General features: G+C 60.9%; 3 protein-coding genes. All 3 read left to right on the forward strand.

The genetic code is table 11. The features are described 5' to 3' along the window. The coding region (locus AC1DUU_RS32265; RefSeq protein WP_476787359.1) for a TenA family transcriptional regulator at positions 1-594 on the forward strand (594 nt) is incomplete at its 5' end. Positions 595-603: 9 nt separating this feature from the next. Next, positions 604-912 carry a 2Fe-2S iron-sulfur cluster-binding protein gene (locus AC1DUU_RS32270; protein WP_476787360.1) on the forward strand — a complete coding sequence of 103 codons (309 nt, stop codon included), beginning with the start codon at positions 604-606 and terminating at the stop codon, positions 910-912. A gap of 112 nt (positions 913-1,024) precedes the next feature. After that, positions 1,025-1,311 (forward strand): ferredoxin (locus tag AC1DUU_RS32275; RefSeq protein WP_476787361.1); only part of this gene is annotated, 287 nt, incomplete at its 3' end.

Raw genomic sequence — 1,311 nt, forward strand, 5'->3', positions numbered from 1 at the left:
TTCGCGGACTACCTCGGCTACATCTATGCCCGCATGCCGGAGCAGTATGTCGAGGCGAAGGATTTCCTTCTGGCCAACATGTATGAGGAAGAGATCGGTGGCGACCGTCACACCGACCTGTTGATCCGCTTCGGCGAGGCTTGCGGCACTAGCCGCGAACGCATGACTGACCCGGAGAACATGTCGCCGACGACGCGTGGCCTGCAGAGTTGGTGCTACTCGGTAGCGATGCGCGAGGACCCAATCGTTGCCGTGGCGGGCCTTGTCGTCGGACTCGAATCCCAAGTGCCGTCGATCTATCGCAAGCAGACGCCGACCCTTCGCGAGAGCTACGGCTTCACCGACGAGGAGGTCGAGTTCTTCGACTTGCACATCGTCTCCGACGAGATTCATGGCGAGCGCGGATACCAGATCGTTCTGGAGCATGCCCGTACCGTCGAGATGCAGCAGCGCTGCCTAAAGATCTGCGAGGTAGGTGCCCAGATGCGGCTGCTATACACCACAGCCCTCTACAACGACTATGTCGCCGGTGATGTGAAGCTTGGGCGGGTCGCGCCGATGGAGCCGGAACTTGCCGGTATCGGCGGCGTCTGAGTCAAGCACATGCCGAGAGTCGTCATTCACAGCAAGGGCGAGGCCTTTAGCGGCGAGGTCAAGGAGGACACCAACCTCGTCGTCCGCGCCGGCATCAAGCAGTTTCCCTATCCGCACCTCGCATACAAATGCGGCATGGGAAAATGCGGTACCTGCGCCAGCCGCATCCTTGCCGGTGCAGAGCATCTGCCTCCGCCCAACTGGAAGGAGAAGAAGCAGCTCGGCGACAAGATCGACGAGGGCTTCCGTCTGGTCTGCCAGCTGTGGATCAAAAACGACATCGAGCTTCGACAGGAAAAAGTGACGGAGCAGGCCTAGCGGCCGAACTTCCCGTCGCGCCGGCGTGGTGCGGCAATTCCGAAACAAGGCGGTCGACGGCGCGTGAGCGCAGCCTCGACGCGCGAACAGCAATCAGCATGAGGTGAAGCCAATGTATGTGGTTTTGACAACCAAGCCGGGCGAGTTCCGGACCGAAATGAGCCCTGGCGTTCAGCCGGTCGAGACCTACGACTACATCTTCTACGGCCGCAAGCGGGCGAGCTTCACTATCGCCCGGCTCACCGACGAAGGCCATGCCCGCATCCGCATAGTCGAGGACGAGCCCCCGCAGATCGAAAACAACGTGCCCTGCAAGCTGTTCGAGAAGTTCGACACGGTCGAGGACGCTCGCCACGAGCTCAAGACGCTGACCACCTACGGCAGCATGGACATCCAGCT

The organism is Aminobacter sp. P4_H6_2, assembly GCF_056400805.1.